At 70.9% G+C, this 25,646-nt stretch carries 24 protein-coding genes and 1 pseudogene; 20 read left to right on the forward strand and 5 right to left on the reverse strand.

The window, feature by feature from the left end; all coding sequences use genetic code 11:
* The first annotated feature begins 26 nt into the window (after nucleotides 1-26).
* From AB0C04_RS16985 to AB0C04_RS17010, 6 genes are all read left to right on the forward strand, one after another.
* Nucleotides 27-785, forward strand: coding sequence for an FHA domain-containing protein (locus AB0C04_RS16985; protein WP_357054880.1), 759 nt, complete (start codon nucleotides 27-29; stop codon nucleotides 783-785).
* Entirely contained in the window at nucleotides 782-1,846 is a 1,065-nt protein-coding gene (locus tag AB0C04_RS16990) for a serine/threonine-protein kinase (protein ID WP_357054883.1), read from the forward strand. Before AB0C04_RS16985 ends, AB0C04_RS16990 begins: the two co-directional genes overlap by 4 nt.
* Nucleotides 1,843-2,373: a hypothetical protein gene (locus tag AB0C04_RS16995; protein ID WP_357054886.1), complete on the forward strand. Its 531-nt coding sequence runs from the start codon at nucleotides 1,843-1,845 to the stop codon at nucleotides 2,371-2,373. The genes AB0C04_RS16990 and AB0C04_RS16995 overlap by 4 nt, the downstream gene beginning before the upstream one ends.
* The gene (locus tag AB0C04_RS17000) at nucleotides 2,366-4,852 is read left to right on the forward strand and encodes an Hsp70 family protein (RefSeq protein ID WP_357054889.1); all 2,487 of its coding nucleotides are present in this window, start codon (nucleotides 2,366-2,368) and stop codon (nucleotides 4,850-4,852) included. Before AB0C04_RS16995 ends, AB0C04_RS17000 begins: the two co-directional genes overlap by 8 nt.
* Nucleotides 4,849-5,772: a hypothetical protein gene (locus AB0C04_RS17005; RefSeq protein WP_357054893.1), complete on the forward strand. Its 924-nt coding sequence runs from the start codon at nucleotides 4,849-4,851 to the stop codon at nucleotides 5,770-5,772. The genes AB0C04_RS17000 and AB0C04_RS17005 overlap by 4 nt, the downstream gene beginning before the upstream one ends.
* Nucleotides 5,773-5,912: 140 nt before the next feature.
* The gene (locus AB0C04_RS17010) at nucleotides 5,913-6,410 is read left to right on the forward strand and encodes a DUF2231 domain-containing protein (protein ID WP_357054895.1); all 498 of its coding nucleotides are present in this window, start codon (nucleotides 5,913-5,915) and stop codon (nucleotides 6,408-6,410) included.
* Between the two features lie 32 nt (nucleotides 6,411-6,442).
* Here AB0C04_RS17010 and AB0C04_RS17015 read toward each other — a convergent pair whose 3' ends face one another.
* Complete coding sequence (locus tag AB0C04_RS17015) at nucleotides 6,443-6,883, reverse strand: DUF1801 domain-containing protein (protein ID WP_357054898.1); 441 nt, start codon at nucleotides 6,881-6,883, stop codon at nucleotides 6,443-6,445.
* A gap of 551 nt (nucleotides 6,884-7,434) precedes the next feature.
* Between AB0C04_RS17015 and pgsB the strand changes: the two genes are divergently transcribed.
* The 5 genes from pgsB (at nucleotide 7,435) to AB0C04_RS17040 (ending at nucleotide 11,987) form a co-directional block, all read left to right on the forward strand.
* A complete protein-coding gene (pgsB, locus tag AB0C04_RS17020; RefSeq protein WP_357054901.1) occupies nucleotides 7,435-8,838 on the forward strand; it encodes a poly-gamma-glutamate synthase PgsB in 1,404 nt (467 codons plus the stop codon).
* 14 nt (nucleotides 8,839-8,852) lie between these two features.
* Nucleotides 8,853-9,317, forward strand: coding sequence for a poly-gamma-glutamate biosynthesis protein PgsC/CapC (locus AB0C04_RS17025; RefSeq protein ID WP_357054904.1), 465 nt, complete (start codon nucleotides 8,853-8,855; stop codon nucleotides 9,315-9,317).
* Nucleotides 9,317-10,372 (forward strand): NlpC/P60 family protein, encoded by a 1,056-nt coding sequence (locus AB0C04_RS17030; RefSeq protein WP_357054906.1) that lies wholly within the window; start codon nucleotides 9,317-9,319, stop codon nucleotides 10,370-10,372. The genes AB0C04_RS17025 and AB0C04_RS17030 overlap by 1 nt, the downstream gene beginning before the upstream one ends.
* A gap of 14 nt (nucleotides 10,373-10,386) precedes the next feature.
* Nucleotides 10,387-11,562: a CapA family protein gene (locus tag AB0C04_RS17035; RefSeq protein ID WP_357054911.1), complete on the forward strand. Its 1,176-nt coding sequence runs from the start codon at nucleotides 10,387-10,389 to the stop codon at nucleotides 11,560-11,562.
* 83 nt (nucleotides 11,563-11,645) lie between these two features.
* Complete coding sequence (locus tag AB0C04_RS17040) at nucleotides 11,646-11,987, forward strand: VOC family protein (RefSeq protein ID WP_357054914.1); 342 nt, start codon at nucleotides 11,646-11,648, stop codon at nucleotides 11,985-11,987.
* A gap of 52 nt (nucleotides 11,988-12,039) precedes the next feature.
* Here the strand turns inward: AB0C04_RS17040 and AB0C04_RS17045 are convergent, their stop codons facing one another.
* Nucleotides 12,040-12,708 (reverse strand): DUF998 domain-containing protein, encoded by a 669-nt coding sequence (locus AB0C04_RS17045; RefSeq protein ID WP_357054917.1) that lies wholly within the window; start codon nucleotides 12,706-12,708, stop codon nucleotides 12,040-12,042.
* A gap of 165 nt (nucleotides 12,709-12,873) precedes the next feature.
* Between AB0C04_RS17045 and AB0C04_RS17050 the strand changes: the two genes are divergently transcribed.
* Both AB0C04_RS17050 and AB0C04_RS17055 read left to right on the forward strand, forming a co-directional pair.
* Complete coding sequence (locus AB0C04_RS17050; protein WP_357054921.1) at nucleotides 12,874-13,218, forward strand: hypothetical protein; 345 nt, start codon at nucleotides 12,874-12,876, stop codon at nucleotides 13,216-13,218.
* A 330-nt stretch (nucleotides 13,219-13,548) separates the two neighbouring features.
* Nucleotides 13,549-16,419: a glycosyl hydrolase gene (locus AB0C04_RS17055; RefSeq protein ID WP_357054924.1), complete on the forward strand. Its 2,871-nt coding sequence runs from the start codon at nucleotides 13,549-13,551 to the stop codon at nucleotides 16,417-16,419.
* Between the two features lie 115 nt (nucleotides 16,420-16,534).
* Here the strand turns inward: AB0C04_RS17055 and AB0C04_RS17060 are convergent, their stop codons facing one another.
* Nucleotides 16,535-17,185 (reverse strand): HAD family hydrolase, encoded by a 651-nt coding sequence (locus tag AB0C04_RS17060; RefSeq protein ID WP_357054927.1) that lies wholly within the window; start codon nucleotides 17,183-17,185, stop codon nucleotides 16,535-16,537.
* A 14-nt stretch (nucleotides 17,186-17,199) separates the two neighbouring features.
* Here AB0C04_RS17060 and AB0C04_RS17065 point away from each other — a divergent pair, with 14 nt between their 5' ends.
* From AB0C04_RS17065 to AB0C04_RS17080, 4 genes are all read left to right on the forward strand, one after another.
* Complete coding sequence (locus AB0C04_RS17065; RefSeq protein WP_357054930.1) at nucleotides 17,200-17,574, forward strand: cupin domain-containing protein; 375 nt, start codon at nucleotides 17,200-17,202, stop codon at nucleotides 17,572-17,574.
* Nucleotides 17,575-17,902: 328 nt separating this feature from the next.
* Entirely contained in the window at nucleotides 17,903-18,646 is a 744-nt protein-coding gene (locus AB0C04_RS17070) for an N-acetyltransferase (protein WP_357054933.1), read from the forward strand.
* Nucleotides 18,647-18,749: 103 nt separating this feature from the next.
* Nucleotides 18,750-18,914, forward strand: coding sequence for a hypothetical protein (locus tag AB0C04_RS17075; RefSeq protein ID WP_357054936.1), 165 nt, complete (start codon nucleotides 18,750-18,752; stop codon nucleotides 18,912-18,914).
* A gap of 25 nt (nucleotides 18,915-18,939) precedes the next feature.
* Nucleotides 18,940-19,404 (forward strand): hypothetical protein, encoded by a 465-nt coding sequence (locus tag AB0C04_RS17080; protein ID WP_357054939.1) that lies wholly within the window; start codon nucleotides 18,940-18,942, stop codon nucleotides 19,402-19,404.
* A 64-nt stretch (nucleotides 19,405-19,468) separates the two neighbouring features.
* Here AB0C04_RS17080 and AB0C04_RS17085 read toward each other — a convergent pair whose 3' ends face one another.
* A complete protein-coding gene (locus tag AB0C04_RS17085) occupies nucleotides 19,469-20,209 on the reverse strand; it encodes an NAD(P)H-binding protein (RefSeq protein WP_357054942.1) in 741 nt (246 codons plus the stop codon).
* A 132-nt stretch (nucleotides 20,210-20,341) separates the two neighbouring features.
* On the opposite strand from AB0C04_RS17085, the gene AB0C04_RS17090 reads away from it, so the two are divergent.
* Complete coding sequence (locus AB0C04_RS17090) at nucleotides 20,342-20,851, forward strand: Rrf2 family transcriptional regulator (RefSeq protein WP_357054945.1); 510 nt, start codon at nucleotides 20,342-20,344, stop codon at nucleotides 20,849-20,851.
* Nucleotides 20,852-21,276: 425 nt separating this feature from the next.
* On the opposite strand, the pseudogene AB0C04_RS17095 reads toward AB0C04_RS17090, so the two are convergent.
* Nucleotides 21,277-21,603, reverse strand: a pseudogene (locus tag AB0C04_RS17095) (ADP-ribosylation/crystallin J1); the annotation flags it as partial.
* Between the two features lie 250 nt (nucleotides 21,604-21,853).
* Here AB0C04_RS17095 and AB0C04_RS17100 point away from each other — a divergent pair.
* Both AB0C04_RS17100 and AB0C04_RS17105 read left to right on the forward strand, forming a co-directional pair.
* Nucleotides 21,854-22,816 carry a nitronate monooxygenase gene (locus AB0C04_RS17100; protein WP_357054948.1) on the forward strand — a complete coding sequence of 321 codons (963 nt, stop codon included), beginning with the start codon at nucleotides 21,854-21,856 and terminating at the stop codon, nucleotides 22,814-22,816.
* Nucleotides 22,817-23,094: 278 nt separating this feature from the next.
* Nucleotides 23,095-25,572: a M14 family metallopeptidase gene (locus tag AB0C04_RS17105; protein ID WP_357054951.1), complete on the forward strand. Its 2,478-nt coding sequence runs from the start codon at nucleotides 23,095-23,097 to the stop codon at nucleotides 25,570-25,572.
* The last annotated feature ends 74 nt before the right edge of the window (nucleotides 25,573-25,646 follow it).

Raw genomic sequence — 25,646 nt, forward strand, 5'->3', positions numbered from 1 at the left:
TGGGCGTCACGGCGTCGAGCAGAGCCGTGCGGTTGCGCGTCCGCTCGCCGGAGGGGGTCGTCACGGGGGTGGAGCTGGCGGACGGGCCGATCACGGTCGGGCGCACCGCACCCGACCACACCCCCGACGTGCTGCTCGAACCGGACCCGCAGCGCTGGGTGGGACGGTTGCACTGCACGTTGGATGTCGTCGACGCAGGGTGGTCGGTGACCGACAACGCGAGCGTCAACGGCACCCTGCTGCGCTCGCTCAACGGCCGCAGCGAACGCCTCGTCGGGCGCCGCCGCCTGCGCCACGGCGACACGCTGCTGATCCTGGGCGACATGTCGCCGGACGGTGAGCCGCTGTACTGGGAGCTGACCCTGCTCGACCCGCACACCACCCAACCCGCGCCGTTCGACCCGCCGCCGGCGCTGCCCGTGCGCGGCCCGAGCCTGCGCTACGACTGGGTGGAGGCGCGCGCGTACCGCTGCGACACCGACGGTGAGACCCCGGTGAGCGGGCTGCGCCCCCAGGGACACCAGCTGCTGCGGTACATGGTCGGTCGCAGCAGCAACGGCGCCGCGGTCGCGTGCGGCCACGAGGAGCTGATCGCCGCGCTGTGGGGCCCGCCCGAGGAGTGGCCACCCAGCCGCTCCTACACTCGCGCCGACCTCGCCGGCGTGGTCCGTGCGGTGCGCCGGAGCATCGAGGCGGACCCGTCCGCGCCACGCATCCTGGAGACGGTCACCGGTATCGGATACCGGCTCAACGTCCGCCCGGCCGAGGCGAAGGACGGCTCGTGACGCTGCTCGGCAACGGTGACCAGGTGACCGAGACGCTGGTGGTGGACCGCCTGCTCGGCGAGGGCGCGTTCGCCGAGGTGCACCGGGTCCGTCACGAGTACCTCGGCTGGCAGGCGATGAAGGTCTTCAAGAGAGTCGCCTCGCTCGACGACACCCGCACCCTCCTGGAGGAGGCACGACTGCTGTCCACCCTCGGGCATCCGAACATCGTCCGCCTCTTCGACGCCGGCACCGTGCCCACGGCGAAAGGCGTCCGCGGGTTCTTCACGATGGAGTACGTCGCCGGCGGCAGCCTGGAGCGGCTGGCCCGCGCCCACTCCCCCACGGTTCCGGTCGACCTGGTGGTCGAGGTGACCGAGCAGATCGCCGCCGGACTGACCGCCGCGCACGACCAGGACCCGCCGATCCTGCATCGTGATCTCACACTGGCGAACATCCTGGTCGGTTACGACGGCAGCGGCATGCGGATCCGCATCAGCGACTTCGGCCTCGCCAAGCGCGCCGACCCGTTCACGATGCTCGCCAGCGCCCAGGGGACGTTCGCCTTCATGGCGCCCGAGGTGCTGCGGCGCGAGGGGTACTCCCGGGCGAGCGACGTGTGGTCCGTCGGCACCATCGCGTACCTGCTGCTCACGAGCCGCCTGCCGTACGACGACAGCGGACCGCTGTCGTCGTACTCGCCGAGCCGGTTCGCGCGGGCGCCGCTGCCGCCCAGCCGCTACAACCCGGAGGTGGACGCGGACCTGGACCGGATCGTGCTGGCCACCCTCGACGTCGCGCCGGCAGACCGCCCGGCATCGGCGGGCGTCCTGGCCGCGGAGCTGCGCGAGCGGCGGCGGAACCTTGGTGCGGCGGTGACGTCCGGCGACGGTGCCGTGGACCCGCCGCCGCCGAGCGCGCGAGCCCTCCAGTTGGCCGCGGAGGCCCTGGAGCTGTCCCGGCGCGCAGGCCAGCTCGGTCGCGCCGCCGACCTGATGGAGGAAGCGGTCAACCTGTCACCGGAGCTGCGTGCGCGTTACCTGCCCAAGCTGACCCTGTGGCGACGAGGGGTGATGTTGTGACTCGGCTGAACCGGCTGCGCGAGGAGCTACGCCAGCGCCGGCACCACCGGGCGTTCCGGATCCCCGTTCCCGCGTGGACGGAGCCGCAACGCGTCCAGCTGGAGGAGCTGCTGACCCAGGCTCGCGCAGCCACCCCGAGCCGGACGCCAGATCCAGTCTCAGAGCCCCCGGTTGACGGGGCCGCGCTGGCTACGGCCGCGACGAACCTGTGGCGGGCGGAACGCAAGCTCGCCCCGCCCGGCGAGCGGCCCACCCCGCGCGACCGCCAGGCCGCTCGCTACCTCCGTACCTGCGCCGAAGCACTGGCCGACGCCGGCCTGGTCGTACAGGACCACGACGGTGACGCCTTCAACCCCGGCCGGGCGCTCGAAGTGCTCGTGTACCAGGAGAACCCGGCCCTGACCGGCGAGATCGTCCTCGAGACCGTGCGGCCCTCGGTCTACCTGCACGGCCGCCTGGTCCAGATGGGGCAGGTGATCGTCGGTACCCCCGGCCAATCCCCCGACAGGAGAAGTGACGATGCGTGACACCATTGACTTCGGCATCGACCTGGGCACCACCAACAGCGCGATCGCGGTGGTCGAAGAGGGCGGCGCGGTCGCCGTCATCAAGAACAACGACGGTTGGGACATCACGCCGTCGGCCGTGTGGATCCCCAAGCCGGGCATGGTCCACGTCGGTCGCAAGGCGCGGGAGCGGGTGGAGAGCGACCCGGACAACGCGGCCGCCGAGTTCAAGCTCGAGATGGGCCTCGCCGACGCCGGCATGGACTTCACCAGGGGCGGCACGAGGCTGACACCACCGCAGCTCTCCGCCGAGGTGCTCAAGTCGCTGCGGGCCGACGCCGCGCACCACACCGGCAGCCCACCGGACGCCGCCGTGATCACCGTGCCGGCGGCCTTCTCCCTGAACCAGAACAAGGCAACGATGGAGGCGGCGACGCTCGCCGGATTCAGCTCCGCGTGCCCGCTGGTCCAGGAGCCCACCGCTGCCGCGTTCGCGTACGGCTTTCACGACGCCGACGATCGGGCGTACTGGATGGTCTTCGACTTCGGCGGCGGCACCTTCGACGCGGCGGTGGTGAGCAAGCGCGACGGCGACCTGCGGGTGCTCAACCACGCCGGCGACCCCTACCTCGGCGGCAAGCTGATCGACTGGGCCGTCGTCGAGCGGATCCTCGCTCCGGCGGCCGCAGCCGCGATCGGGTTGGCCGACTTCGGGCGCGACAACCCCGCCTGGCGGGGGAACTTCGCGAAGCTGAAGGGGGCGGCCGAGGACGCCAAGATCCAGCTTTCGCGCCGTGAGGCGGTCGACCTGATGGTCGAGCTGACGGTTGACGACGGCGACACCGAGACGTTCGAGTACACGCTGCGACGCGACCAGCTCGACCGCGTCGCGGAACCCTTCTACGCCCGGGCCATCAACCTGTGCCGCAAGGCGCTGGCCGACGGCGGGCTGCGACCGGACGACATCGACAAGCTGCTGCTCGTCGGCGGAGTGACCCTCGCCCCCGGCCTCCGTGAGCGCCTCGCCGACCCACGTGACGGTCTCGGCATCGCACTCGACACCAGCCTCGACCCGACCACCGTGGTCGCCCGTGGCGCCGCGATCTTCGCCAGCACCGTCCGGCACCCCGACCCGCCCTCGCACCAGCCCGCCGCCGGCGAGTTCGGCCTCGAACTGGCCTACGAGCCGAGCGTCACCACCACGACCCCGACGGTGGCCGGCCGACTGCACGCCCCTTCGCCCGTCGACTGGACGGGATACGGGATCGTGCTCAGCAATCCGGACGGCCAGCCCCCATTCCGAACCGGCCGGATCGCGGTGAACGCCGCGGGCGCCTTCGTCGCCGAGGTCGACATCGACGCGCACCGGGCCTCACGCTTCACCGTCGAGCTCACCGACCCGTCCGGCGTGCCGCACAAGGTGGTTCCGGACTCGCTGTCGATCACCCACCGGGACGTCGAGTTCGGCGGCGCGCGCCTCACCCACTCCCTCGGCATCCAGCTGGCCGACCGGGCCTTCGCACCGCTACTGCGCAAGGGTGCGACGCTGCCGGCCCGGGCGCGCGAGGTGTTCCGCACCGCGGGCACGCTGCGCCGCTCCGACACCGAGGCGGTGATCCGCATCCCGGTCGTCCAAGGTGAACGCAGCCGTGCCGACCGGAACCGGCAGGTCGGCGTGCTGGAGATCCGTCCGGTGGATCTACGGATCGACCTACCGGCCGGCACCGAGGTCGAGGTGACCTTCGAGGTGGACGCCTCCAGCCTCGTCACCGTGGTCGCCGACGTCCCGCTCATCCAGACCCAGTTCGACGCGGAGATCAACCTCGACGACGTACGGGCACCGAAGCCGGACGACCTCGTGCGGACCCTCGGCGAGGTCGAGGGTCGGGTGGAGACCCTGCGCCAATCGCACGCCGCGCAGACACCGGAGGTACGCGAGCAGCTGGACCAGTTGTCAGCCGAGGGCACCCTGACCACCGCGCGGGAGCAGGTGCGCGCCGCTGCCGTCGACATCGGCGCCGCGGCCACCGCCGAGGACCGGCTGCGTGAGGTGCAGGCGCAGCTCGACGACATCGAGGACGCCGCCGACCGGCCCGCAATGATCCGCGAGCTGCGCGAGCTGCTCGCCGAGCTCGCCGAACTCGTGGCCGGCTCCGGGCAGCCGGCCGATCGGCAGGAGCATGCCGAGCTGGACCGACGCGCGACCGAGGCGATCGAGAGCGGCAACTCGACGCGAATCAAGTCAGAGACCGAGCGGGTCACCGCGTTCCTCATCGAACTCCAGCGGCGCCAGCCCGGCTGGTCCGTTCAGGTGTTCTACTGGCTCTGCGAGCAGCAGAGCCGGATGCGGCCCGCCGGCGAGGCGACGAGGCTGATCCAGGAGGGTCGGGAGGCGCTGGCCACCAACGACGAGCGGGCGCTCGACTCGGTCAACAGCCGGTTGGTCCGGTTGCTCCCGGACGAGGAGCAGGACAAGGTCATCGGGCTGGCGTTCCGATGAGCACGCCGGCCATCGACACCGACCTGGCGGTAAGTCGGGCCGCCGCCGCCGCGCGGCGCGGTGAACTGGACGCCGCCGCTCAGGTGCTGATCGCGGTGTCGTCCGACGAACCCGCGGTCCTCGACCTGCTCGCCCGGATCCGCGCCCAGCAGGGCCGCTGGCGCGACGCCGACGATTACTGGGCACGGGTGCAGGCGGTCGACCCCGACCACCCGGGTGCCGCCGAAGGCCGGCGGGTCCTCACCGGCATCCTGGCCGGGAAGCGCCGGCCACGGCCGGTCGCCCAGCCGGCGCCCCTCGCGGTGGCCGGCGGATTGCTCACCGTCGCCGCCCTGGCAGCCGGCACCGTGGCCGTGGCCGGTGACGACGTGCGGCCGCCCGCGCAGTCGTCCGCCACACCCTCGGCCGTCACTCCGTCGCCGTCCGGGGCCGTGACTGCGGAGGGGCCCCGCACCGAGGAGTTGGCCCGCCGGCTGGCACAGATCGAGGCTGAACGGGCCGCCTCCGCAGAGCGGTTGGCTGCCCGGCTCGACGTGATCAGCCGGGCGCTCACGATGCCCGGTGTCATCGTGAAGCGCCGTGCCGGCGCGGTCGAGGTCTACTTCCGCGAGGGCCTGTTCAGCCGGGATGCTCGCCTCACCACCGACGGCGCGGCGCTTCTCGCCGACGTCGGGCGGCGCCTGCGCAAACTCGACGTGCCCATCACCGTGGTGGGGCACAGCGTTCCCGTCCCAGGCGGGCGTTCCAGCGGTGGGTCCGGCACGGCGCTGAGCCGAGCCCGGGTGACCGCGCGGGAGCTCGCCGAGGCCGGTGATCTGCCACTGACCGCGTTCACCCTCAAATCCGCCGACCAGTCGGAGGGTCCGTTCAAGCAGGCCACCCGCAACCGTACGGCCAGCCTCGTCCTCACCCCATCCTGAGCGGCGCCGCTACGTCGGGGGGCGGTGGCATGCCCGAACACTGTGGGCGCAACTTTGGGGGCTGACACGCCCGGCCGGTACCTATAGCGTCCATGCTTGACCGTAAATGATCCCCCCTGTCACCGCCGGAGGAGACGCCGATGTTCGAGGAGTTCATGGGCATCCCCGCCCACCCGCTGATCCTCCACGCCGCCGTCGTCTTCGTGCCGCTGCTGGCCCTGCTGGCGATCGGCTACGCGTTCATCCCGCCGATCCGTCCGCACACCCGCTGGGTGCTGGGGCTGCTCGCGCTCGGCGCGCCGGTCGCCGCGTTGTTCGCAAAGCTCTCCGGTGACGCCTTCTTCGCCCGCCTGCGCGACGCGGGCGCGGTCACCCCCGACTTCATGCCGAAGCTGGAGGCCCATCAGCAGTTCGGCAACCTGACGCTCTACGCCACGGCCGGGCTGGCGGTCGTGACGCTGGCGCTGGTGTGGTTCGTCGCACCGAGGGCCGCGGCGACCACCGCCGGTGGGGTCGGGTCCAGTCGGGCGTTGACTCTGTCGTTGCAGGTGCTGTCGCTGGTGGCCGGCGGGCTCGCCCTCTACTACGTGATCCGCACCGGCGACTCCGGCGCGAAGGCGGTCTGGACGGGGCAATAACCCACGGGTCCCGCTTGCGCCGGCCCGCTGGTTCAGCGTTTGCTGGCCCGGTCGACACCCTTGTGCACCCTCGCCGTGCGGTCGACGAGCTCGCGCAGCGCGCTCTCGTCGACGTCGTCGAGCCGCTTCAGATAGAGGCAGCCCTTGCCGGTCTTGTGCGGGCCGAGCCGGGCGAGCACCGCGCCGTAGCGTGCCTCGAACCCACCCACCAGGTAGACGACGAGTTGCTGCTTGCGCGGCGAGAAGCCCACCAGCGGCGCGTCGCCCGAACGGCCGCTCTCGTAGGTGTAGTGGTAGCTGCCGAAGCCGACGATGCTCGGACCCCACATCGCCGCCGGCTCGCCGGTCACCTCGCCCATGAGCGCGCGGAGCCGCTCCGCGTCGGCCCGGCGGCGGTCGTCGGGGACCGCGGCCAGGAAATCGTCGACGCTGACGTCGGTCGGGACCGTCACCGGCTGCTTCGAGGTGGCCACGACGTGATGCTCGCACGCGGGTACGACGAAGAGCCGAGTCCACGCCGGCCGGCCGGTGACGGGCCTGTCACGGTAGGAAACGGCGGGCGAGATTCAAGCGTGCGTGCGGGTCCACCTGGCCCCACGATCGGTCGGCGGTCGGCGGACGACCCGGCTGTTGATCTGGCCTGACCGGGCAGGATCACCCTCGCCGAACGGTGCGCCGCAGGCGCGTCGAATCCGTCAGGCGATGGAAAACCCGGCTTCGCGATCCCGGCGATCCACCCAGTCGCGCCGGGGCTGGCCGCATTCGGGCGCCGACGCCAGCGCCACAACATGTGGAAGATTCACTGGTCGTCTGCCGCTCGGCCGTGCCGGCGCCCCTGGACGGAGGATCTGACCCCACCCGACCCCGCGACCTGGTCCACACCTGGCCTGGCGGCCCGGTCACGCACCGGCCCGCTCCTGCGCGCCGACGGCCGGCCGCCTCTGCACCCACCCTCGCTTCCGAGACGGAGAACGACCATGCCTGGCGGCAGCCTGCCCTCGCCGAGCCCGCGCCGATGACGTCGGTGACAGGGCCCCTGTGGCTGCTCGGCATCTGCGTCGCGATCCTGCTCGTCCACCTGCTGGTGGAGCGCGCCCGCCACCGCCGCCAGTTGGCGCAGCTACCGACGCGGATCGTGGTCAACGGCATCCGAGGCAAGTCCTCGGTGACCCGACTCATCGCCGGCGCGCTGCGAGCGGACCAGCGGCGGACCGTGTTCGCCAAGACCACCGGCACCGCCGCCCGACTCATCTACCCGGGAGGTCGGGAGGTACCGATCCGCCGCGGCCGGGGTGGGGTCAACGTCATCGAGCAGATCGGTGTGGTCCGGCGGGCCGTGCACGCGGGTGCGGACACCCTGGTCGTGGAGTGCATGGCGGTCCTGCCTGAGCTGCAGCAGGTGAACCAGGAGCTGCTCATCGACGGCGGCATCGTCGTGATCAGCAATGTCCGGGAGGACCATCTGGACGAGATGGGCCCGACGCTCGACGACGTGGCGCGTTCGCTGAGCCGCTCGATGCCGCACCGGGGCACGGTGGTGACCGCGGAACGGGACCGGTTGCACATCCTGCGCGAGGAGGCCGACCGCCGCCAGTGCACGCTCATCGCCGTCGACCCGGACACGGTCACCGACGCGGAGATGCGCCGCTTCCGGTGGATCACCTTCAAGGAGAACGTGGCCATCGCGCTGGCCGTCGCCGAGCTGTGCGGCGTGGACCGGGCCACCGCGCTGAAGGGGATGTGGCAGGCCGACCCCGACCCGGGCGTCCTGCGGGTGGACGCCTGCGCCCACAACGGGCGGCGGTTCGCCGCGGTCAACCTGTTCGCCGCCAACGACCCGGCCTCGACCCTGATGAACATCAACCTGCTCCGGGAGCGGAGGCTGATCGGCGACCGGGTCGCCGTGGTGATCAACTGCCGGCCCGACCGGATCGAGCGCAACGGCCAGATGGGCGGCATCATCCCGGAGATCGAGCCGACCCGGGTCTTCCTCATCGGCTCCCCCACCCGCAGCGCCCTGCACCTGATCCCGGACGAGTGGCGCGACCGCGTGGTCGATCTCGACGGTGAGCAGCGCAAGGGGGCCGAGCTGCGCGACGCCATCGTCGACAAGCTCGGTGCCGGCGAGACCGGCACGGCCCTGCTCATGATCGGCAACATCCACGGGCGCGGCGAGGAACTCCTGGAGGCGCTGCACTCCGTCACGGTCGCGGCCACCGCGGCGGCGCCGTTCGACGAGCTTTCGCTGACGCTCGAGCGCATCTACAAGCTGGACAGCGCGCGCAAACCGGCGGCGGCGGACAGCAGGGCCCCGGTCGACATGGATGCGACGGTCGTGCTGTCCCGCGCGGACCTGACCGCCACCGCCGTGCTCAACACCGCCCGGATCGCCGTTCTGCACGCCGACCGTCGCAGGGCCCGGCCATGAGCGAAGGAACCGTCATGCCCACGTTCGACCTGTCCTCCGAACTCAGCGCCGTGGTCATCGCCGCGGGACTGCTGTTCGGGCTCGTCGGCTACCTCGTCACCAACGTCGCGCCGGCCGGGCTGATGGTGCCCGGCTGTCTGGTGCTCACCGCATTGCAGGACGCGCGCAGCCTCATCGCCATCGTGGCGATCACCGCGGTCACGGTGGCCATCATGAAGGTGCTGCAGCGCATCACGATCCTCTACGGCAAGCGGCTCTTCGCCGTAGCGGTGCTGGCCTCCTCCTTCATGTCGGTGACCTCGTTCGTGCTGCTGCACGTGCGCTTCCCGTACCTGTTCGCCGGCGACACGCTGTCGTTCATCATTCCCGGGCTGATGACCTATCAGCTGGTGCGCCCGCGAGCGTTGCAGACCCTTGCCGCCACGGGCGTGGTCAGCGCCGGCACCGCGGGTGCCGCCCTACTGATGATCTCGCTCTGATGCGCAACCGACGGGTCATCCTCGCCGTCGTCGCGGTCGCGGTCGTGCTCGTCGCCGGCACGGTCGTCGTCAAGCTCTTCGACAGCAGCCCGGCGGGCACGCCCGGCTCCGGCTGGGCTGGGCCGACCCAGTCCGCCCGCGGCTACCGCAACGACGTCGAGCGGCTGACCCAGCAGTACGAGCTGGTCGAGCGGACCCGTCCGGAGCGCACCGAGGTACGCCGGCGCAGCGACCAGGCGGTGGTGGCCACCCTGACCGCCGGCGCCCGTACCGTCGTCGTCGCCGGACCACCGCGCCAGTTCACCGAACCGTCCACCACCCCCGCGGTGATCGACTCGACGTCCTGGGTGCGGGTCGCTCCCCGGGCCTGGCAGGCGGACCATGACCTGGACGAGAAGTTCGCCAGCTGGCTGCTCGAGCAGATCGAAGCGAAGAACCCGCCGGTCGACGTGCTCGCCGCCGCCATGCAGTACCTGGCCGACGCACCCGACGGGGTCAACGACGACGGGGTCCGCTACATCGGTGACGCCGGATTCGGGTACGTGCACAGCACCGACGAGCGCGACGGCGCCGACTTCTACGACTACCTCGAGATCCCGTGGAAGTTCACCGACAGCGGCCGGGCGAAACCGTCGAAGCGGTGGGACCGTGACCTGGACTGCTCCGGCTATCTCCGACTGATCTACGGCTACCGGTTCGGCATCCCGCTGTTCAACGCGCCGGTCAACACCACCGTCAACGGTCTGCCCCGCACCGCGTCGAGCATGGCCTCCTACGCCCGCTCGGTGCTCATCGCCGCCGGACGCACCCCGAGCCGGGCGCCCACCAACCTCTCGGCGATGCAGCCCGGCGATCTCGTGTTCTTCGCGCTGCACGACGACCCGGCTCTCATCACCCACTCGGGGATCTACCTCGGCAAGGACCAGGACGGCGGCATGCGGTTCGTGTCCTCCCGCGGCACCGTCGACGGCCCCACCTTCGGCGACGTCCGGGGCGACGGTGTCGTCGACTCCGGCTACTTCGGCGAGCGGCTGCGCCGGGTCATCCGCCTCTAGCACTAGGAACGATCATGCGTGCTGTCCGCATCGTCCTCATCGTCGCGCTCGTACTCTCGCCCGGCATCGTCTTCGCGCTGCGCGGCGATGTTCTTCGCGACCGCCTGGCGACGACCGAAACCCGCCCGGCCGGCCAGACCGCCGCACCCGCCCCGTCGGGTGGGCCACGGCAGATCACCATCGCCGGATCCGGCGACATCCTGGTCCATCCGCCGACCTGGCAGCAGGCCCGTGCGGACGCGAAGCAGGCCAACCGCGACGGGTACGACTTCGACCCGATGTTCGCCGACATCCAACCCGTCGTCTCGGCCGCCGACCTGGCCATCTGCCACATGGAAGGACCGATGGGCCCCGGCAGCCCGCAGGACTTCCCGCGGTTCCGCGCGCCCACCGACCTCGCGGCCGCGGTCAAGACCGCCGGTTACGACACCTGCTCGACGTCCAGCAACCACGCGCTGGACCAGGGTGAGAAGGGTGTCTACGACAACCTCGACGCGCTCGACGCGGCTGGCCTCGGCCACACCGGCACCTTCCGCAGCGCCGCCCAGCGGGCCCGGCCGACGATCTACAACGTGAACGGCGTCAAGGTGGGGCACCTGTCCTACGCCATGCACTTCAACGGGCTGAAGCCGCCGGCGGGCAAGGAGTGGATCGCCAACCGCATCGACGTGAAGGCGATCAAGGCTGCTGCCGCCGCCACCCGCAGGGCAGGTGCGCAGATCATCGTGCTCTCCGCCCACTGGGGCACCGAGCTTGTCCACGAACCCAGTGGCGAGCAGTTGTTCTGGGCGCGGCAGCTGATCGCCGACCCCAACATCGACCTGATCATCGGCCACCATGCCCATGTCGTGCAGCCCTTCGAGAAGGTCGGCGACAAGTGGATCGCGTACGGCGTCGGCAACACCCTGGCCCGGCACGACTTCCCGGTCGACGCCAACCGGGAGGGCGTGATCGCCATGTTCACCTTCACCGAGCAGCCGAACCACCGGTGGAAGATCACCCAGGTCCAGGCCACGCCCATCTGGCTGTCCCTGAAGCCCACCATTCGCGTCGTGGATCTCGCCGCCGCCATCCAGTCGATGCCGCGCCTCGACCGCCGACGCACGCATTACACGGCGGCCATCGACCGGATCGCCGGCTACCTGGACCAACGGGGCGCGGTGGCGGCGGGGCTTCGCATCGTCCGCTGATCCCCGAACCGGTCGGCGCACCGGCGGCCGCCGACCGATCCTGCCTCGCCGGCCCCGGCGTGCGACGCCCCTAGGATGACGCCATGGCCGTCGACCTGTTCGCGGGAATCCCCGTCAGCGACTACCCGGCGGCGCTGGCCTGGTACGAGCGGCTGCTCGGCTCACCGCCGACGTTCGTGGTGAGCGACACCGAGGCCGTGTGGGAGATCGCCGAACACCGGTCGGTGTACATCGAGCACCTGCCCGAGCACGCCGGCCACGCCATGCACACCCTCTTCGTCGACGATTTCGACGACCGCGTGGCCGGCATCGCCGGGCGGGGTCTGGAGCCCACGAAGCGGGAGACCTACTCGAACGGCGTCCGAAAGGCCACCTTTCGCGATCCCGACGGGAACGAGATCGGGTTCGGCGGCGGTCCGCTCTGATCGGCGCGGCGTCGGACGTCCGGCTGCCGTGTCAGATCGCCACGCGCGCCGATCAGGTCGACTCGGCCCGCACCCGGTAGGAGACGGCGACGGGCCAACCGGAGATGATCACCGCTCCGACGGCGAAGCGGACGCTCGCGCTCTCCTCGCTCCACGGCAACGCGGTGAGCGCGAACGCGACGACGCCGCTGACGGCGCTGTAGGCAGCCCACCCACGGCGGCCCTGTCCGGCGAAGCGACGGGCGAAGATCAGACCGGCCGCGATCAGCGAGAGGAACGCCGCGGCGCCGCAGACCACGTGCAGCATGCTGCCCGTGCTCGCCTGCTCGGGTAGCCCGTCCGGTGCGCCGGACGGCCAGCCGTAGGCGGGGTCAGGGACGAAGAATCCGCCGCCGATCATCGCCACCCCGTAGACGCCGACCAGCACCGGCCCCACCGTGCCGGCCCGACCCGGGCGCAGCGCCTGGCGCAGGCCGACCGCGAAGGCGATCGCCAGCAGGCCGGTGACCGCGAACGCCACGGTCTGCAGCCAGCCAAGGTCGCCGAGGGTGAGCGAGCTCAGGGCGTGCCGGCGCAGGTCGAACCCGGGCCGGCTGAGGGCCTGCCCGAACGACAGGGCGGGAAAGACGAACCCGGCGATCGCGCCGCAGGTCAGGAGGTGCCGGGTCCGGTCGCCCCGGGTCGACGTGGTCCGGTCGGAAGACGTGATGGAGGAGGTCATCGGCGCACCTTTCAGGACGGCTTTCGGGCTCTGCTGCAACGACGAACGAGGTCCGATCGGATCGACACCGTCGGCGAGAAAGTTTCTGGCGGGCCTGACGTGCGGGTTTAGCGGCGGCTCGGACCGGTGAAGGTAGGGCGGCACTGTTCCTGAGGGGGGATCACCATGTCCGACGCCAGCCGTACGCCCGCCAGCGCCACAGACCGTCCCGTCGAGGTGACCGATCCGCTGCTGTGGAAGCTCGCCCTTCAGGTGGCCGACGCCCACGAGCCGGACGGTGCGGACGGCTGCCGCAACCTGGCCTGCGCCGGCCAGTCCTGGCCGTGCCCGGCCTGGGACAACGCCCAACGCGCGCTGCACCTGGCACAGGGCGGAGCCACCGCCGGCGCGACGCCGCCGGCCACACAGGACTCCGCCACCGGCTGGCCCGACGCCTCGGCGACGCCGGCGGCCCGCCGCGCCACGGCGAGCGCGCGACGCGAGTCGGGGGCAACCGCCTCGGCCGCGTGACCCCACGCGGCCGAACCGCCCGGGCGGCGAGGCGCTGACCGATCAGCGACATACCTCTGAGGCATGAATATGACCCCTGAGGTATCGCTCGCCAAGACACCGCCGCCCGAGCCGGTGGGGCACCGGCACGCGCACCCACGGGCCAACCTTCGTGGCTGGCGGTCAAATGGCGACATCAGCACGCAACCGGCTGGACACATTGACGGGGATCTAGGGGCTCGACTACCGTGCCGGACTGAGAGAGCGCTCTCTCACCGGACCTTCTCCCCCACATCAGACGAACGTGTCGGAGCCGGCAATGCCGGTCTCCCGGCGCGCGATGGAGGCAGCATGAAACCTCCCGTCCCCCACCGCCGATGGGCCCTGGCCGTCACCACCACACTGGCCCTGGTCGTCAGCGGCCTCACGATTGCCGTCACCCGTCCCGCCGAGGCCGCCCCCGTCGGCGCCGGCAGTTACACCACCACCCCGGTCGGCCCGCTTCCCACCGGCTGCGGCCAGATGACGAGCAACCCCCGGCAGTTCGCCACCGCCAACGCGCCCGCCGGCGCGATACCCACCAACGACTGGTGGTCCTCGCTGCTCTGGAAGCGAACCGACTGCTCGTTCAGCGAGCCCCTGCACGCGCATCCGATCTCGTACGACACGTTCGGCGACGGCCTCGGTTTCTCGGCCAACTCCACGCCGGCCATCAGCGGCACCGCGACCGGCGTCGGGGAGTACCACTACCCGTACGTCCAGGACATCCGGGTCGGCGTCGCCGGGCTCGGCGCGCCTCAGGTCAGGGTGGACGGCTGGACCGACTGGACGGTCAGCCCGTACTGGAGCGACGGAGCGCGGACCATGCGCGCCACCATCGGCCACGGCCTGCCCTTCGCGTACTTCCAGACCAGCGGTGGCGACGCGGTGATCAACACGAGCGGCACCGCCGACGTCTGGTCCAACAGCGGCGCCACCGTCGGCTTCCGGGTCAACGGCCACGACTACGTCGCGTACGCCCCCAGCGGCGCCAGTTGGACGGTCAGCGCCGGCCGAATCTCGTCCGCCCTGGCCGGCCGGGGCTACTTCTCCGTCGCGCTGCTACCGCCGACGGCGACCACCGCGGAGCGCGCCGAACTGGCCACGACCTACGGCCGGTACGCGCACGCCCACGTCACCGGCACCCAGGTCTCGTACGCCTACGACCCGGCGACCAGCGGGCTCACCACCACGTACGCGTTCACCACGACGGCCCGGGAGGGCACCGCCACGCAGACCGTGGTCAGCCTCTACCCGCACCAGTGGAAGTCGCTCGCCGGCTCCACTGCGATCACTCCGACCTACCCGTCGGCGCGGGGCCGGATGAAGGTGCTCACCGGCGTCAACCAGTTCCGCACCGCCATGAAGTTCCAGGGCGTCCTGCCGGAGCTGCCGGCCGTCGGCGACGGCAGTGGCGCCGACCTGGCGACGCTCAACGGCCACCTGGCCGCCGCGCGGGCGAACCCGATGGACCAGCGGGGCAACGACACGTACTGGACGGGCAAGGGGCTCGGCCGGGCCGCCCGCCTCGCCGAGGTGGCCGACCTGGTCAACGACACCGCGACCCGGGACAGCGCGCTGAACGCGATCCGCAGCACGCTCACCGACTGGTTCACCGCGTCGACCGGCAAGACCTCGAAGCTCTTCTACTACGACAACAACTGGGGCACGCTGATCGGCTACCCGGCGTCGTACGGCTCCGACCAGGAACTCAACGACCACCACTTCCACTACGGCTACTTCATCGCCGCCGCCGCGACGCTGGCCAAGTTCGACCCGGCGTGGGCCGCCACCAGCCGCTACGGCGGCATGGTGGACCTGCTGATCCGCGACGCCAACAACTACCGCCGCGACGACACCCGCTTTCCCTACCTGCGCGACTTCGACATCTACGCCGGCCACGACTGGGCCTCCGGGCACGGCTCGTTCGGCTCCGGCAACAACCAGGAATCCTCGTCGGAGGGGATGAACTTCGCCAACGCCCTGATCCAGTGGGGCCAGGTGACCGGCAACGCCGCCGTGCGTGACGCGGGCATCTTCCTCTACACCACGCAGGCCGCGGCGATCCAGGAGTACTGGTTCGACGCCAGCGACCAGAACTTCCCCGCCGCCTTCGGGCACTCGACGGTCGGCATGGTCTGGGGCGACGGCGGCGCGTACGCCACCTGGTTCAGCGGCGAACCGGAGATGATCCAGGGCATCAACCTGCTGCCGGTCACCGGTGGACACCTCTACCTGGGCAACAACCCGGCGTACGTACGGACCAACTACGCCGAACTGGTCCGCAACAACGGCGGGCCACCGACGGTGTGGCAGGACATCCTGTGGCAGTTCCAGGCCCTCGGCGACGGAACCGCGGCGCTGGCGAACCTGCGCGCGAACCCCGGATACACCCCCGAGGAGGGAGAGAGCCGGGCACACACCTTCCACTGGATCCGCAACCTCGCGGCGCTGGGCACCGTCGACACCACGGTGACCGCCAACCACCCGCTGACGGCGGTCTTCTCCCGCAACGGGGCGCGCACCTACGTCGCGTCGAACCCGACCGCGAGCCCGGTCACGGTGACGTTCTCCAACGGCACGACGCTCGCCGTGCCGGCCGGACGGACGGCCACCACCGGGGCGTACACCTGGAGCGGCGGCAGCGCGACGGGCGGCACGCCTCCCGGCACCACCCCGCCGCCGACCGACCCGCCGCCGACCGACCCGCCGCCGTCGGGCTCGCCGACGCGGTACCTGCTGCCCGGTGGTGGGCTGGGCGCCGCCGGCGGCGCGGCGACGACGACGGTCGCGGCGGCCAACGGAAACCACGACGGTACGCCGACCAACCCGCAGGTCTTCACGGCGACCGGCCTCAACCTCGCCTACGCCGGCGGGCAGACCGCGTTCGACCTGTTCGTGGACGCCGGGACGGCGGTCGGCAACGGTGTGCAGGTGCGGGTCTCCTACGACCTGACCGGCAACGGCAGCTGGGAACGGGTGGAGACCTCACGCTACTTCGCCACCGACCCGGTCCCCGGCTACGAGCACTACACGCAGAGCGCCGGCCTGGCCTCGGCCACCGGCACGTTGGGCGCGCTGAGCAACGGCACCGTCCGGGTGGAGGTCTGGTCGGCGATCGGCAACAACCCCAGCACCGTGGGCATCGGCAACCAGTCGGTGCTCCGCCTTCCGTACTCCTGATCACCCCCGCCCACGCCGCCGCCGGTTGAGGTACGGCCGGCGGCGGCCGGCACCGGGTCACAGTTGACCGCCGCGGGCCACCGGAGCTGAACCGAGCTCCGCAGTCAGACGGTGACTACTGCTCGGCGATGAGACTGGGCAGTTTGCGCATGTCGTCAAAGACGACGGTGTCGGGGCCTTCGAGCTGCTCGGCCCGGGTCAGTCCGCCGGCATAGCCGAAGGCCCGCATCCCGGCAGCGCGCGCGGCCTGCACACCGGGCCGGCTGTCCTCGACGACCACACACGCGGCGGGGTCGACACCCATCCGCCGCGCGGCATGCAGAAACAGATCGGGAGCCGGCTTGCCGTGCGATACCTCGCCGGCGCTGAAGATGCGGCCCGCGAAACGTTCGTAGAGGCCGGTGCGGCCGAGGGTGTGGCGCATCTTCTCGTGCGAGCCATTGGAGGCGACGCAGGTCGGCAGGACGATCGCGTCGAGCGCTTCGGGCAGCCCTTCGACGGGCGCCAGTGCGGCGTCCACCGCCTCCCGATGGAGCTGCTCAAACCGCTCCGACCAACTGCCCGCCACCTCCTGACCCAGCTGCGCGGCGATCTGATCACGGATGGAGGCATGGGAGCGCCCGATGAACCGGTCGATGACCTCGACCTCGGTCAGCGGCCAGCCAAGCTCCGCTCCCAGGGCGACCTGGACACGCACGGCGATGCGTTCGCTGTCGACCAGTACCCCGTCGCAGTCGAAGATCACCAGTTCAATCGGTTTGAACACCCGCGCAGCATAGGGTGCAGGATGGCTACATGAACGCTCCCGTTGACCTCGCCGATGCCCTGTCGAGCTTTGACGAGCCATGGTCACCTCGCACCGTCGCCCTGCTGAACGAATACGACGTGAGGGTGGTCAAGACGAGAGGTGAGTTCACTCGTCACAGCCATCCAGACACGGACGAGTTCTTCCTCGTCCTGCGCGGATCGCTGACCATCCGGATGGACTCCGGCGACGTGACCCTCGGCCCCGGGCAGATGTATGTGGTCCCGCGCGGAGTGCCGCACCAGCCGGTCTCCGTCGATGGGGCCGACGTCGTGCTGATCGAGCCGAGCGAGACCGTCAACACCGGTGACACCCCGAGCGAGCTGACCGCCGAGCGCCGACCGCTCTAGCGCGTTCACCCCGGGCCCTCCCCCACGCTGCTCGGCCAGCGGCTGGCGACGGTGGATGTCGAGCCCCGGGGACTGGTTGACCGCCCCGGAACACGGACAGCTGTGGAAGACCGTCGCCGAGCACCACGACATGACAGTCGAAGGCTGGGCGTCAGTCGTACGCCCCGGTCGGGTCGCCCTCGGAGACGCCGTTGAGCTGCTGCCGCACTGAGACACCGGCGGCGGGAGCGCCCGTACCGCCGCCCACGGGTCGGGCATGACGGGCGTATCGAGCCGCGGTCGGAATATGGCGTGCACGCCGGCGGCTCGGCCCTCTACGGTACGCGCCGTGACCCTCGACATCGCGAGCCTGGCGGACCGCCCGGATCTCGCCCCGCTGCTCGACGACGACTTCGACGGGGCGTGGCCGCCGTTCATGCTCTGGGACCCGATGGGCGCGGTGTACTACAGCGTCGCCCACGACCTGTACCCCGAGTTCGTCTTCGCCGCCGTCGACTCCGACGAGCCCGGGCGCGCCGTCGCCCGGGCGTACGCCGTGCCGTTTCGTTGGACGGAGGCGGAGCTGCCCGACGGCGGCTGGGACCGGGTGATCCAGCGGGCCACCATCAACCGGCTGAGCGGGGCCGAGCCGAACATCGTCTCGGCGCTGGAGATCTGCATCCGACCCGACCGGCGCGGCAGCGGCCTCTCCGCGCTGATGCTCAGCGCGATGCGGCAGGCCGTCGCCAAGCTCGGCTACGACACGCTGGTCGCCCCCGTCCGGCCGAGCGGCAAGCACAGCCGACCGGACCTGCCGATGACCGAGTACGCGACGCAGGTCCGCGCGGACGGTCTGCCGGTCGACCCGTGGCTGCGGGTACACGTCCGGGCGGGTGGCCGCATCGAGCGGGTCGCACCGCGGTCGATGATGATCAGCGGGACGCTCGCCGACTGGCGTCGCTGGACCGGTCTGCCGTTCGACGCCAGCGGGCCGGTCCACGTGCCGGGCGCCCTGGTGCCGGTGCACTGCGACGTGGCGCACGACCACGCCGTCTACGTCGAGCCGAACGTCTGGGTGCGGCACCCGCTGTAGTGCCACCGGCCGCCAGCCAACCCGTGCGGGATTCCGGATCTATTGACAGTCGATAGGTTGCGAGCGAGACTCGATACGTGGCCCGGCCTTTTGAAGGAGACCGATGAAGTACATCCTCGGCATCGTCGCCCTCCTCGCCGTCGCGCTCGGCGTCGCCGCTGTCGTCTACGGGGGGGCCGATGACTCACCGGGCCTCCAGCTCCTGGGCGCGGCGCTCGTCGTCGGCGCGGTCGTGTTCGGGGTGCGGACCGCCCGACGCGGCAGGTAGCGATCGCGAGGTTGAGGACGTCAGGGTGCTGTTTCTCGTACTGCTCGTCGCCGCGCTGGGCGGAGCCGCCACCGCGGCGGCCCTCGCCGTTCGTGGGCTCGTCGCGGTGTTGGAAAGGAACGGGCGCTCCCGGCCGGGTTGGCTGCGGGCGGCAGCGCTCCTCGCCGGCGCGGGCGCCGTTGCCGCGTACACGTGGGGGATGCTGCACGTCGGCTACGCGGTGATGCAGGCGGAGGACGGCGGCGCCGGCTCCTTCCCGATCGAACCGTGCCGGGAAGCCGGGCCGAGGCTGGCGAGCCAGGTCGATGGGTACGACGTCAGCTTCCTACCCATCCGTTTCGAATGCCATCTCACCAGTGGCAGCACGTACGTCACATCGTCCGTGCCCGGCTACGTCAACCCGACCGCGGCCAGCCTCGGACTGATCACCGCCGCCTGCGCGATCCTCGCCGCCACGACGGCAAAGCGCACCCGAGCACCGGCCGCGTAGCAACCCGGCTCCTCCCCTGCGCCCTGGCAAGGGAGGAGCCAATGGGAGGGACGCGTGCTCGTGGTTAGCGGGCGGACTTCATCCAGTCCTGGTAGTGCGTGGGGGCCAGGTGTGCGTCCGGGCCGGCGATGAGCACGTCGCCGGAGACGGCCGCGAACATGCCGGCACTGTCGTCGGTGACGACGGTGCGGTTGTCCTGCTGCGCGGCCAGGGTGAGCCTTCCGAGGTCGTCGAGGGCGTAGACGTCCGGGCCGGCGACGTTACGGATGCCGCCCAGCGGCGCGCCGGTGGCGACGTCGACCACCGCGGCGGCGACGTCGGCGGCGGCCATCGGCTGAACCGGGGTGGCGGGCAGGCGGACCGTGGTCTCGTCCGAGGTCCAGGACATGATCGCGTTCACGAACTCGAAGAACTGGGTGGCACGCACGATCGAGTACGGCGTGGGGCCTTGCCGGAGCAGCTCCTCCTGCAGGGTCTTGGCCCGGTAGTAGTCGAGCTGGGGCACCTGATCCACACCCACGATCGAGAGGATCACCTGGTGCCCGACCCCGGCGCGCTCCCCGGCCGCCAGCAGGTTACCCATGGTGGTCCGGAAGAAGTCCAGGGAGGCCTCGTCGAAGGTCGGCGAGTTCGCCACGTTGACCACGACCTGGGCGCCCTCCAGCGCCTGGTCCAGGCCGTCGCCGGTGAGCAGGTCGACGCCGGTCGACGGTGCCGCGGGGACCGCCTCGTGCCCAGCCGCGGTCAGCTTCTGGACCACCTGCGAGCCGATCAGCCCGGTACCGCCGATGACTGTGAACTTCATGACTCTCACCTTCCTACAACGCGCCCCGAGGCACGCCAACTTCGTCGAGGACGGATGGTTCCGAACTCGGATATTTCTTGTCCGAGACAATAGTCGGATAGTCTCTGTCCGAGTCAAGGCGGGGGGGGTCGTATGAAGCTGTCAGGCGGGGTCGAGTGGGCACTGCACTGCTGCGTGGTGCTGACCACGGCGACGCAACCCGTGCCGGCCGCCCGGCTCGCCGAACTGCACGACGTCTCCGCCAGCTACCTGGCCAAACAGCTGCAGGCACTCTCCCGCGCCGGTCTGGTGACCTCGGTGCAGGGCAAGGCGGGCGGATACGTGCTGACCAGGGCGCCCGAGCTGATCACCATCCTCGACGTGGTCGCCGCCGTCGACGGCGCCCAGCCCGCCTTCGTGTGCACCGAGATCCGCCAGCGCGGCCCCTTGGGGGCAGCGCAGGAGGCTTGCACGCGGCCCTGTCCGATTGCCCGCGCGATGGCCGGCGCCGAGGCCGCCTGGCGTGCCGCCCTGCAGGCGGTCTCGATCGCGGACCTCGCCGCGGGCGTCGACGAGGACTACGGCCCTACCGCGCTCGCCGGCATCCGCGGTTGGCTCAGCGGACCCAGCGACAGCGACACCGCAGCCGCCGAGCGCAGGTAGACGCGCAAGCGCTAGTCCTCGAAGTCGAACGTGAACGTGCCCGCCTCGATGCGGTCGATGAGTTGGCTGACGTCGTCGGCTTGCCGGATCGCGCTGTCCCATCCGCTGCTTGTGATGTCGACCAGCAGCACCGGTGCGGGGTCGCTGCGCAGGTCGAGCACGAGCTGTTCACGGGAGCCGTCACCGCCGATGATCGCGATGCCGGGGTGCGCGTCGGTGGCTTCGTCCCATGCGTCATGCAGCTCCAGCATCTCGCGTGGCGAATTGAGCCAGACGTAGGATCCGCTGGTCATCCAGCCTCGCCGGAACCACGACTCACCCTGGAGATAGGCTCGCCACGCGGCAGGCAGAGCTCGGCCCAGGGCCTTGTCGGCGTCGGTGAACTCCTGATCGTTCACTGGGCCGCGGTACTCGGCTTCCTCGGTGATCGCGCCGACGATGTGCGTGTTGAGGTCGGCAAGCTCCTCGGCGGGGATCCAGTACTCCAGCACGTCGCGGCCACCGGCCTGATGAACCTCGTAACGGTCCAGGTATGAACGCCGGACGTCGAACCGGGTTACATGGCCGACGCCCTCGGCGGGGACGTTCCACTCGCGGGCGATCTTCGTGGCGTACCAGCGGTTCAGTACGGGGTAGAAGATCGGCTGGTCCGGCAGGCGCGGTGGCCAAGCCCGCCACCCTGACGCCGCCACGAGGTCGAGTTCGGCCTGCCCGGTGGGCCGCCACAGGGTGATGGTGTCGGAGTTGTCGATGGTCTGTTCCCCGCCAATCGTCAAGTCCTGCGGTCGTGTCGAGCCACGCGTCCAACATTCTTCTGGCATCGGAACCGAGCGCTCCGCGCGGGCTAGTCGTCGCGGTCGACGGTGAGTTCGCTGTATGCCGGCTTCAAGCGCCAAGGGTGCCGAAGAAGGCTCCATCCGTGCCGGCATCCTGGGCGGACCTACTACCGAAAGTGCGCGGTCCGGGCTGTCCGGACCATCTGCACAGGGGCGATGATGCGTTATGGCGTTGTCGACGGAGTTCACGGACTTGTTCGGGGTACGGCATCCGATCGCGCTGGCGCCGATGGGCGGGTCGGCCGGCGGCGCGCTGGCCGCGGCCGTCTCTCGGGGCGGCGGACTCGGGATGCTGGGCGCCGCGGACGGGGACCGGGAGTGGCTGGATCGTGAACTCCCGATCGTCGCGTCGGGCACCGACCAGCCGTGGGGCGTCGGTTTCCTGACCTGGGCGATCGATGTCGGCGCGGTCGAGCGTGCCCTGGAGTACGGCCCCAGGGCGGTCATGTTCTCCTTCGGCGACCCGAGCCCGTTCGTGGCACCTGTCCGTCAGGCCGGGGCGGTCCTGATCGTTCAGGTCACCGACCTGGAGGAGGCCAGGCAGGCCGTGGACCTGGGCGCCGACGTCATCGTGGCGCAGGGCACCGAAGCCGGCGGCCACGGGGCCCGACGCGGGCGGTCCACGTTGCCGTTCGTACCCGTCGTGGTGGATCTCGCGGCGCCGACGCCGGTGCTGGCGGCCGGTGGCATCGCCGACGGCCGCGGCGTGGCCGCCGCCCTGGCGCTGGGCGCGAGCGGAGCGTTGATCGGCACCCGCTTCCAGGCCACCGTCGAGGCCCTCGTCGACCCCGCGATCAGCAAGGCGATCGTCGAAGGGCGGGGGCAGGACACCGAGCGCAGCAGCGTGCTGGACATCGTCCGCGGCTCCCGGTGGCAGTCGAAGTACACCGCCCGCACCCTCGGCCACCCCCACCTCGACCGGTGGCGCGGCCGCGAGGCCGAGCTCGCCGGCGACCCTCAGGCCAGCCGGGACTACCAGGACGACGTGGCACGGGGCGTCATACCACCGCTGCCGGTCTGGGCCGGGGAGGCCGTCGACCTCATCACCGACCTGCCGTCCGCGGCCGACCTCGTCACCACTCTGGCCGCCCAGGCCGAACAGGCCCTGGCCAGGGCCGGAAGGCGCTGACGGGGGCGACCTCGACCGCCGGATGCCCAGCGACGCGGCGTGGCGGGCTGCCTCAAGGAATGCTCAAATCCCGCCGGCCCGCCCCATCAATGTCATGAATGCACATACGCTCACCGCACCCAGCTCGCTCACGGCTCCCCCGATCCTTTCCGCGGCGACCATTGTGGTGCCCAGGCTCAGGTGGGCGGGCTCAGCACGGCAGTCCTGAGTGGCCCGGTCCCATCCCCGCGCGGACCGGCCACCACGTCAACCACACGCCGCAAGCAGAAGGAGGGGGAATGCGACGCAGACAACTGCGCATCGCGCTTCTCGCAGTGTCCGCCCTGGCGGGCAGCGTTCTCGTGGCGACCGCGCCCGCAGGCGCGGAGCCCGCGGGGTCGACAGCCACGGCGGGCTCGGGGCGATCCACCCTTGAGGACCAGGAGCAGGTACGGCTCGTCCGCATCCACCTGGCCGGCGCCGACCTGCTGGACAAGGTGGTCGCCGCCGGCTTCGACCTGGAGCACGGCCTCAAGCGCGTGCCGACCGGCATCGAGGGTGAGGCGGTGGTGACCGCCGCCCAGCTCACCGAACTCGAGGCGATGGGCGTGGACATCCTCGGCGACGACGAGGGCTTCGCCTGGAACGAGGAGGCCGACGGCGGCTTCCAGTCCCGGCGCACGCAAACGGTCCAGCCGCTCAGCCACGAGAAGACGGTACGGGTCGTCCGCGCCGACTGGTTCACCACGAAGGGCCAGGGCTTCCTCTACGTGGAGGCACGGACCACCGAAGGGCAGCAGGCGGACCCGGTCGTCGAGATGCAGGTTGAGAACGACTCGGGCCGCGGCACCTCGTTCGGCTTTGCCCGGACGATGAGCCGGTTCGTCGACTCCGGGCAGTACATGTTCCACCGGAACCTGTTCAAGCTCGACGCACGACCGAACCAGATCCGGGTCACGAGTTCGACCGGCGGCGTCGCCACCGGCGACGTCTCCAACTGGCTCGAGGACGGCGCGCCGCCGCTGACGGCCAACCCGGCCTACAAGTGGGACTTCGTCGACGGCTACCGGCATCCGCAGCAGCTCTACAGCCGCGCCGAGGAGATCGCCCGCCAGTACCCGGACATCGCCGAGATCGTCTACCTGCCGAACCAGACGAACGGCTACCAGCGCAACGCGCAGGCCACCATCGGCGGCACCGGGCAGGCCGCGGTCGTGGTCAGCTCGGCGGCGTGGGGCCACGAGGGCGGCAACGACATCACCGTCGAGTTCGTGGACCGGCCGGGCGCGAACATTCCGCTCTCGGTCGAGGTGGCGGGCAAGGCGGTCCGGGTCCTGCTCGCGAAGGACGCCTCCGGTGGGCTCGCCAGCACGGCCGCCCAGGTGGCGGCGGCGCTGGAGAGTCAGTCCCAGGGTCTGATCGGCCGGGCGCACCCGTACCGCACCAACGCGGGCACCGGCATCGTCGTACCGACGTCCGGCCCGGTGGCGCTGACCGACTTCCTCGACCAGAAGCGCGCCGGCGCGCCGGAAGGCGAGGTGCCACGCGGCCCGGCCACGATTCCCGTCCTGCGGATCGGCAAGCACCGCGACGGCAAGAAGCCCGGCGTCCTGATCCAGGCGCAGGACCACGCCCGCGAGTGGGTGCCGGCGACGACCAGCCTGGAGTCGGCCGAGCGGCTGGTGCACAACTACCGGTCCGACCGGGAGACGAAGAAGATCGTTGACAACACCGACGTCTTCTTCATCCTCTCCAACAACCCCGACGGGGCGAACTACAGCTTCTACAACTTCGCCTCGCAGCGCCGGAACATGACGAACCACTGCCCGGACGAGAACGCGGATCCGGCCCGGCGCAACTCCTGGGGCGTCGACCTGAACCGGAACTACCGGGTCGGGTCGGGTCACGACGGCTACGCGGGAGGGTCGACCAGCTGCGTCAGCGACACCTATCAGGGGCCGGCGGAGCTTTCGGAGCCTGAGTCGAAGAACATCATCTGGCTGGTCGAGAAGTACTCGAACATCAAGTTCATGATGTCGGTGCACTCCAACGGCGGCCAGCTCTTCTGGCAGCCCGGCGCCTACATCGCGGACGGGCGGATCACCACGCCGCGCCCGCCGCTGGGTGACGAGGCGTTCTACTGGCAGTCGGCCGCCCGGATCCTGTCGCAGGTCAAGGCGCACCGGCAGACCGTTGTCACGCCGGAGAACGTGGGTGGCTCGTCGGACGTCCTCTACTCCTCCGCGGGCAACGTACGCGAGGACCTGTACCACACGTACGGGATCTACGCCTTCGGCTGGGAGGTCGGCGGCTCGGTCTACAACCCGGCCACCGGCAACTGGCAGGGCGGCTCGTTCCAGCCGGCGTGGGTCGGGGATCCGAATCTCGTCAGCGGGCACGCCGAGACGATGGAGTACGCCAACGGCATCATGGAGATGTTCCGGGTCGCGGCGGACTGGGGCAGGGACAAGAAGGACCCGACGTCCTCGCTCGTTCCCGGTGGCGGGAAATACTCCGCGCCCGTCGACGTGCGCTTCGAGACGAGCGAGCCGGCCACCATCTACTACACGACGGACGGCAGCCGACCCACGCTCGAGTCGCCGCGCTACGCGGCGACCGAGTTCCGTGAGCCGGGGCAGGTGTTCCACGTGACCGAGACCACGACGTTCCACTGGTTCTCGGTCGACAGCGCCGGCAACATCGAGCAGAACTACGACCCGACGAAGAACGACAAGCGCAACAACTACCGCAAGGCGACGATCACCATCAAGCGGTAGTCGCGCGCCGCGCCGCTGATCATTGCCTCGTCAGTCGGGTTCCGCCCGCACGGACGAGGCAATGATCGCGTATG

Origin of the sequence: Micromonospora sp. NPDC048909, from assembly GCF_040649635.1 — a bacterium.
Lineage (GTDB): Bacteria > Actinomycetota > Actinomycetes > Mycobacteriales > Micromonosporaceae > Micromonospora.